The following is a 6,946-nucleotide window of genomic DNA, read 5'->3' as shown; positions in this document are numbered from 1 at the left end:
GGACCTCGACCGCGTCGGCCAGCTGCTCGAGCACGGTCGCCGTGGCCAGCCAGTCGATGCAGCCGTCGGTGATGCTCTGGCCGTAGGCGAGCGGCTTGCCCGGCACCACGTCCTGGCGGCCGGCAATGAGATTGCTCTCGATCATCACGCCCATGATGCGGTTTTCGCCGCCGGCGATCTGACCGGCGATGTCGGCCATCACCAGCGGCTGGTTCTCCGGCTTCTTGCTCGAATTGGCGTGGCTCGCATCCACCATCACCAGCGGCGCGACGCCGGATTTCGCCAGCTCATTGCAGGCCGCAGCAACGCTTGCCGCGTCATAGTTCGGCTTGCTGCCGCCGCGCAGGATGATGTGGCAATCCTCGTTGCCGGCGGTCGAGGCGATCGCCGAGCGGCCGAGTTTCGTGACGGCCATGAAATGATGCGGATGCGAGGCCGATTTCACCGCGTCGGCGGCAATGCGAACATTGCCGTCGGTGCCGTTCTTGAAGCCGACCGGACACGACAGCCCGGAGGCCAGCTCGCGATGGATCTGGCTCTCGGTCGTGCGCGCGCCGATCGCGGCCCAGGACACGAGGTCGGCGATGTATTGCGGCGTCGTCATGTCGAGGAATTCGGTGCCGGCGGGCAGACCGAGATTGTTCACCGCCGACAGCACGTTGCGCGCCAGCCGCAGACCCTTGTTGATGTCGAAGCTGCCGTCGAGATCGGGATCGTTGATCAGGCCCTTCCAGCCGACCGTGGTACGCGGCTTCTCGAAATAGACCCGCATCACGATCTCGAGCTGATCGGCGAGATCTTCGCGCAAGCTTGCGAGGCGCTCGGCATATTCGAGCGCGGCCTTGGGGTCATGCACCGAGCAGGGGCCGGCCACGACCAGCAGGCGATCGTCCTGGCCGGTGAGGATGGCATGGACGGCGTTGCGTGCGGCCATCACCACACGGGTGGCGGTGAGCGTGCGCGGGACCTCCCGCATCACCTCTTCCGGGGTGCTCAGTTCTTTCAGTTCACGGATGCGAAGATCGTCGGTCGTGCTCAGCACGGCGGGCTCCTGTCGTTTTGAGAACCTGCCGGCCAATAAAAAAGCCGCCAGGTCTGGCGGCTTGTTCGGACGTTTGCTGCAATGTTTCAGATTGAGCGCGATCCTCCTGCCGCCAGCGAGCTGTCGTAGCTAAAGTACCAAAAATAGCTGGTGGCGACGGTGATCATGGCTGGCCATATAGCGCGCCATTGGCGCCTTGTCACCCCCCAATCGGCGCGGCAGGCGACGAGGCGCCTCAGGTGTTGCTGTTGCGCGCCGCCAGCGCCATGCCGATCAGGCTGGCGCCGCCGAACAGCAGGTTGATACCGACGAGGATGCCGATGGCCCATTCGGCCGAGCTCGGCAGCCCCGTGATCACCATGAACGAGATCGCGATGTCGACGAGGCCCGAGATCAGGAGCCAGGACCAGCGGCTGCTCAACTCGCGGCGGTGCTCCAGCGCGTACATGATGGTGGCGACGCCCTCCGCGAGGAAGTAGGCGCCAAGCACGATGGTCAGCGTCAGCACGGCCTGCATCGGCCGGGCCAACAGCAGCAGGCCGGCGAGCACGGCGAGCGCGGCCGAGATCAGCGACCACCAGAAGCCTGGCGTGCTGCGTGCCCAATAGGTGACGATCAGCCCGCCAATACCGCCGATCAGGAACATCCAACCGAGGAAGATCGCGATCGCAAGGCTCGCGAGCGGCGGCAGGATCAGCGCCGCGACGCCGAGAACGGCGAGCAGGATGCCTTCGAACAGGAAAGCCTTCCAATGCGCCTTGACCGCCTGGCTCATGACGGATTGCAGCCGTGAAAAATCCTCGGGCGATGTCATCGTCTAACTCCGGAAACGAGAGGAGGGCGTCCTATCTAGTCGGCCCATGGCGCGCTTGCCATGCGGTGGATCAACCGCCGCCGGGCGCCGAGGAAAAACCTTCCGCGCTGGTGCGGATGCGGTTGCGGCCGAGAATGTAGATCGCCGTTGTGACAATCAGAAGCGCAAGGCCCAGCAGGATCGAGACGAAGCCGATCGGAATCAGGGCCAGCGTCAGATTGCGTTCGGGGTTGATGAGCCAGTGATGGATCGAGGTCAGCACGAAGGCGAGCCCGAGAAAGCCGACGCCGCCGCCGGCAAGCAGCAGCGCCCACATCCGACGAAGCTGGCTCAGCCGCTCCCGCGCAACATCGGTCCGGGGTGCGTGGTGGCGGGCGACACGCCGGACCAGGCGGATGGCGAAGGCGATCGAGCTGAAGCCGATCAAGAGGCTCGTAGCCCCCAGCCACATCCGCAAGCTCGGGTCGAGGTCCGGCATGCGCTGGAGGGTGAGCAGGGGGAAATCGAACGCCGAATGCAACGCGAGCGGGCCTGCGAAGATCAAGAGGCGGCTGGAGAGGCGGGCCCAGTCGCGATGGTGGCGGTTCGCTCCGAGCGCGGTGCCGGCGCGCGCGATCGTCAGGTAGGCGCCCGCGATGATCCCGAGCGCGCCGTGGAACGGCACGGTCAGAACGCTGCGCAAGGCGGCCAGCGAACGCCACATCTCCGCGTGCTGAACCAGATAGGCCAGATTCTCGTAAGCGGCGAAGCCGAGGCCGACCGCGGCGCCATAGACCACGGTGTCCATGGGATTGGCAAAAGTCCTCCGCTTGGTCGAAGAGACCACCACGATGGCGATCACCTTGACGGCTTCCTCAGGCAGCGCGACGCCGAAGACCGAATGCATCGCGAGCGCCACCCAGGGGTTGTCGGGGGCTGCGACCATCTTGGCGAAGGGGGCACGGGCAAGGCCCAGCAGCGAGATGCTGGCGGCCCCTAACAGGAACGCGGTCCAGACCTGCGCGGGCGGGCCAGGGCGCTCTTCAGCGGCGATGACAAGCCACAGCATCAGCAGCGCCGGGGCGATGGCTGCAGTTCCGATGACGGTGGGCAACGCTTCAATCAGATACATCGGCGCCGAAAATAGGTTCCCTTGGTCCGCTAATCTACAATTGCCGATGCGACCATGTGTCATGCGCTCGCTGTCGGCTCGCTTAACGAGCGCGACAGCTTTCGTTCATCTGCCGTCGCCCGTGGTGATGCAGAATACAAGCGCAATCAATTGCATGACAGAACCTGTTCGTCATCCATGGCAACGTCCGCGGGACTGATGCCGGAGCGCGATTGGCAAGCCAGATCAAGGAAATGCGCAGGTTTCTTCGATTCACCTGCGCACCTATTCCGGCGGGCGAGTTCGGAGCCGGGACTCAATGGGTGGTGAACGGCGGCGGCGCGCCCGGGGCGACGTCAAAGGCGCCGAGATGGAATTCTTCGCCAAGGGACGCATCCGGCCCGCCCGGTTGCGCCAGCAGCGTGAACGCGGCCTGTGGGTAGAGCTTCCAGATATCCAGGTCGCCGGCCGTGATGGTGAGCCAGCCGAACGTGTACATGTAGCGTCCTGGCTCGGTGACCCGGCCGACCCTGTCCCAAGTGATTTTGTTGACTGCCATCCGGTCCCCCGATCGCAAGTCCGCAAATGACGTCCGGCGTGAGGCACGGACTGTCGAAGGCTGATCCCGCAATGGGGCCGCGATAGGGCAGCGATGCGGAGGTGGGGCGGCCGGACGCTGGCCGCCGCCTGCCGGTTCAGCGCGCCGTCGAGGCCGCCTCTGCTTCGGCTGCCCGCTCCAGCTGACGGTGCGAGGCGTGGAAGACGTCGTGGACGAGGCCGATCTTTTCCAGGCCCAGGATGATCAGGCCGTTGAGATCGATCTCCCACCAGGCGTGCGAGATGTAGGCGTCCCGCGGGAAGCGGTGATGGTTGTTGTGCAGACCCTCGCCGAAGGTGAGGATCGTGGTCACGAACTCGTTGGTCGAGGCATCGTCGACCTCAAAGCGGCGATAGCCATAGGCGTGGCAGACCGAGCCGGTGAGCTGGCTGGTGAGGATCAGCAGATAGGCGCGGAGCAGGCCGGAGAACAGCACGCAACCGATCATGGCGTGCACGCCGCCGAAGGTGTAGCCGATCACGCCCGGGATGAAGACCGCCGACATTCCGTACCAGACCCAGCGCGTGCGCACGAAGAACATCGCGATGGGATCGGCGAGGATGTCCTTGGCGTAGTATTCGTTGTCGGTGGTCGCCTGGTCGAACACCCAGCTGCCCTGGGCGTGCAAGAAGCCCTTGAGCGCGCTGACATAGCGATTGCCGAAGCCGTCGAATTGCGGGCTGTGGGGATCGCCGACGTCATCGGCGTAAAGATGGTGGCGGCGGTGATTGGCGACCCATTTGGCGATCGAGCCCTGGATCGCCATCTGGGCGATGGCGCAGAAGAAGACCCGCATGATCGGGCCGGTGCGGAAGCTGCGATGGACGAACAGGCGGTGCATGCCTGCGCCGATGCCGAACGTGGTCAGCGCGAACATCCAGACGAACGTGAACAGCTCGACCTTGCCGAGACCTTGCGTGACAGCCCAGATGATGCCGGCGACAGCGCCGACATAGAGGATGCCGAGCAAGAGATAGCTCTCGCGCAGCTTGGCTTGCACGAGCGGTCCCTCGGTGACGACGCCGGGTGGAAGCTGCGGCTTGGCCGCGGTAGACGCGTTCTGCGGGGTCTCAGCCGGGACGAACTCGGCGTCAGCGATGGACATTCCAGGACTTCCGATATGGGGGGCCCGCAATGATTGCGGACGTGCTGGATCACACCCTATCGCGCGAGGGACTTCATCTCCAGTATTTAGTTAAAGAAGAGTTAAAATTGACTGACCCGGCTCAGGCCGACTGCTGCAGGGGCGAGCGCACGACGAGGCGGACCAGGTCATCCCGTGACTGCTTTTCGGCGAATTTGACCGCGAAGCCGTTGTCGAATTTGCGGATGACCCGCCCGACGCAGGCACCGACCGCAAGCGGAGTTCCCACCGGCGGGTCGTACTCGCAGGATATCGCGACGCCGGCCGTGGAGACGTCGATGATGAAGCATGGATGGATGCTGCCGTCGGCGAGGGTCAGGAAGGTATGGGAGACCTGCGGAACGAAACGGGCGTCACGCCGCAGTTCCTGGACGCTGTCGTCCCTCTGCTTTTTCTCCAGCCAGGTCAGCTTTTCCGACATCCAGGCGCGCCGCGCCCGCGTCATGTCGAGCTCCATCAGGAAGCCCGCCTTCAACGTCGCGCTGATGGTGCACTGGAATTCGCCGAAATCCTGGAAGTAGGAGGTCACGCGCTCGCCGACCTTGCCGACAACCGGCACGTCCACGATCATGCGGAACGGCGAGACGCGCTTGGTCCGGCAGGCGAAGGTGCGCAGCTTGCCCTCGCAATCGTACCAACGCGGCAGCGAGTAGCTGCCGGCCACGGTGACTTCCACTGCTCGTTGCCGGAGGAACTCTGTGACGGACATGCGCGCCAATCGTGGTTTGGGATCGTTTCCGTAATTCCACGGTAGCAATCAAATTCTAAGCAAATGATACCGTCGCTCACGAGCAGGGGTAAATTTCCGGTAAATGCGCCCCTGCGCAGCGGAGCGGAAAGCGCGGCATAAAGACCCGTTATGCTGCAGGCATTCTCACAACGTCGTCATTGAGGCGGAGTGAAGCAATGGGGACGCGGCGGCTAACGAGATCCGACCAGCAACAGCACTGCCAGCGCGCCGACGGCCATGATGAACTGGATCGTCGTCCACATCGGGCCGTTCGGGCTGATCTGCAATCCCAGCGGCGGCACTGCGCGCCGCATCGCGAGCGCCGTGAGTGCTTCGACGATGGCAAGCAGAAGGGCGATGCCGGCGAGGAAAGGCCATGACTCTGCCGGCGGCATCCATGGTGCGAGCCAGTCGGGAACGGAGCCTTTCAAGGCGGCGAGCAACGCGAACCATCCGAACCAGAACGCGGAGCGCTTGACGATGTCCGGGCCGATGGTTTCGGGCTCGAGGCGGATACCGATCCTTGCCAGTGCGCCTTCAATGCGCTCGGCGTCGGTCAGGACGACGAACGCGCCGAGATAGAGCGGAATGCGCGACTGGAAGAGCAGGGCGAGGATACCGAACACGATCGCGTAGCCGACGACATCGCCGAGAATATCTTGGGTGCTTCTGCCCGGCAGCACAGGCGCAGCCGGCGCAAAATCCGGCTGACGCTGCGGCAGCGATCTGGCGCGTGCCAGGTGCTCCAGCATTTTGGCGCGCCGGTCCGATGGATGCTGGCGGGGATGGCTGAGCCATGGCGGAAGGCCCGGTGTCATTGCGGACGCACCGGACGAACCTTCAATCTCGGGATGACGCTGCGCCATGGGGTTCGACCGGTTCCAACCTGACATTGGTCGGTGGCGAGCGGCGGGAAGGTTCATGCCGCTGCGGCGGAAATCGTGGCAATTGGGGAGGAAAAGCGACAGGCGTCGCGTGCGCACTGGCGCTCCCTAGCGGAATCGAACCGCTCTCTCCACCGTGAAAGGGTGGCGTCCTAACCGATAGACGAAGGGAGCAAACACAGGGCCCGGCCGTTTCCCGGCATGACCGCTGGCCGGCCGAACAGGGCCCGGCGGCTTGCAGCGGGCGAACGTATAGTGGCCTTTCTGGCTCCCGGCAAGCCGTTCGGACCGGTCTTGTGGCGCCGGTGGACAGCGCCGGCCCCGAGAGCATTCGAAGGCGATTTCAACGATTTCTTAGGGTTCCCTGATTAGCGCTGGAGTGGGAGATCTTTCACCAATGCCACCGCCGAAAAAGCGCGCAGCCCGCAAGCTGCTGTCGCAGCATGCCTGGATCACGCTCGACGGCGGCTTCGCCGCGCGGCACTGCCTGGTCCGGGACATCTCCGATTCGGGTGCCAAGATCACGCTGGACGAGGACGCGAGCCAGCTCCCGGGCGTGATCCGGCTCGCCTTCGCACGCGATGCGCGTACGGGGCGGAGCTGCCAGGTGGTCTGGCGCCGCGGCAAATCGGCCGGCATCAAGT

8 protein-coding genes and 1 tRNA gene are annotated in these 6,946 nt (G+C 64.5%); 1 reads left to right on the top strand and 8 read right to left on the bottom strand.

Translation table 11 applies throughout. The features are described from left to right. The 8 genes from MOV75_RS22130 to MOV75_RS22095 all read right to left on the bottom strand — a co-directional run. Nucleotides 1-1,042 (bottom strand): 3-deoxy-7-phosphoheptulonate synthase (locus MOV75_RS22130; RefSeq protein WP_309486958.1); only part of this gene is annotated, 1,042 nt, incomplete at its 3' end. Nucleotides 1,043-1,277: 235 nt separating this feature from the next. Next, nucleotides 1,278-1,856, bottom strand: a complete 579-nt coding sequence (locus tag MOV75_RS22125) for an HdeD family acid-resistance protein (protein ID WP_246929662.1) — start codon at nucleotides 1,854-1,856, stop codon at nucleotides 1,278-1,280. 70 nt (nucleotides 1,857-1,926) lie between these two features. Next, a complete protein-coding gene (locus tag MOV75_RS22120; protein ID WP_246929661.1) occupies nucleotides 1,927-2,967 on the bottom strand; it encodes a PrsW family glutamic-type intramembrane protease in 1,041 nt (346 codons plus the stop codon). Nucleotides 2,968-3,262: 295 nt separating this feature from the next. Then, entirely contained in the window at nucleotides 3,263-3,505 is a 243-nt protein-coding gene (locus MOV75_RS22115) for a hypothetical protein (protein WP_246929660.1), read from the bottom strand. Nucleotides 3,506-3,641: 136 nt separating this feature from the next. Continuing rightward, entirely contained in the window at nucleotides 3,642-4,649 is a 1,008-nt protein-coding gene (locus MOV75_RS22110; RefSeq protein WP_246929659.1) for an acyl-CoA desaturase, read from the bottom strand. Between the two features lie 121 nt (nucleotides 4,650-4,770). Next, the gene (locus MOV75_RS22105) at nucleotides 4,771-5,397 is read right to left on the bottom strand and encodes a PilZ domain-containing protein (RefSeq protein WP_246929658.1); all 627 of its coding nucleotides are present in this window, start codon (nucleotides 5,395-5,397) and stop codon (nucleotides 4,771-4,773) included. A 212-nt stretch (nucleotides 5,398-5,609) separates the two neighbouring features. Continuing rightward, complete coding sequence (locus tag MOV75_RS22100; RefSeq protein WP_246929657.1) at nucleotides 5,610-6,170, bottom strand: hypothetical protein; 561 nt, start codon at nucleotides 6,168-6,170, stop codon at nucleotides 5,610-5,612. 231 nt (nucleotides 6,171-6,401) lie between these two features. Further along, a tRNA-Glu gene (locus tag MOV75_RS22095) sits at nucleotides 6,402-6,476 on the bottom strand. A 223-nt stretch (nucleotides 6,477-6,699) separates the two neighbouring features. Here MOV75_RS22095 and MOV75_RS22090 point away from each other — a divergent pair. Continuing rightward, nucleotides 6,700-6,946, top strand: a 247-nt coding sequence (locus tag MOV75_RS22090) for a PilZ domain-containing protein (protein ID WP_247006609.1), incomplete at its 3' end; no start/stop codon positions are given.

The organism is Bradyrhizobium sp. PRIMUS42 (genome assembly GCF_023006515.1).
GTDB lineage: Bacteria > Pseudomonadota > Alphaproteobacteria > Rhizobiales > Xanthobacteraceae > Bradyrhizobium.
Note: the sequence above shows the minus strand (reverse complement) of the source record. Positions and strands in the feature narration are given on the sequence as shown.

Excerpts from the sequence above, each read along its gene's own strand:
- MOV75_RS22105 (WP_246929658.1), bottom strand. The coding sequence starts at position 5,397 with ATGTCCGTCACAGAGTTCCTCCGGCAACGAGCAGTGGAAGTCACCGTG.
- MOV75_RS22125 (WP_246929662.1), bottom strand. The coding sequence starts at position 1,856 with ATGACATCGCCCGAGGATTTTTCACGGCTGCAATCCGTCATGAGCCAG.
- MOV75_RS22100 (WP_246929657.1), bottom strand. The coding sequence starts at position 6,170 with ATGCTGGAGCACCTGGCACGCGCCAGATCGCTGCCGCAGCGTCAGCCG.
- MOV75_RS22120 (WP_246929661.1), bottom strand. The coding sequence starts at position 2,967 with ATGTATCTGATTGAAGCGTTGCCCACCGTCATCGGAACTGCAGCCATC.
- MOV75_RS22110 (WP_246929659.1), bottom strand. The coding sequence starts at position 4,649 with ATGTCCATCGCTGACGCCGAGTTCGTCCCGGCTGAGACCCCGCAGAAC.
- MOV75_RS22115 (WP_246929660.1), bottom strand. The coding sequence starts at position 3,505 with ATGGCAGTCAACAAAATCACTTGGGACAGGGTCGGCCGGGTCACCGAG.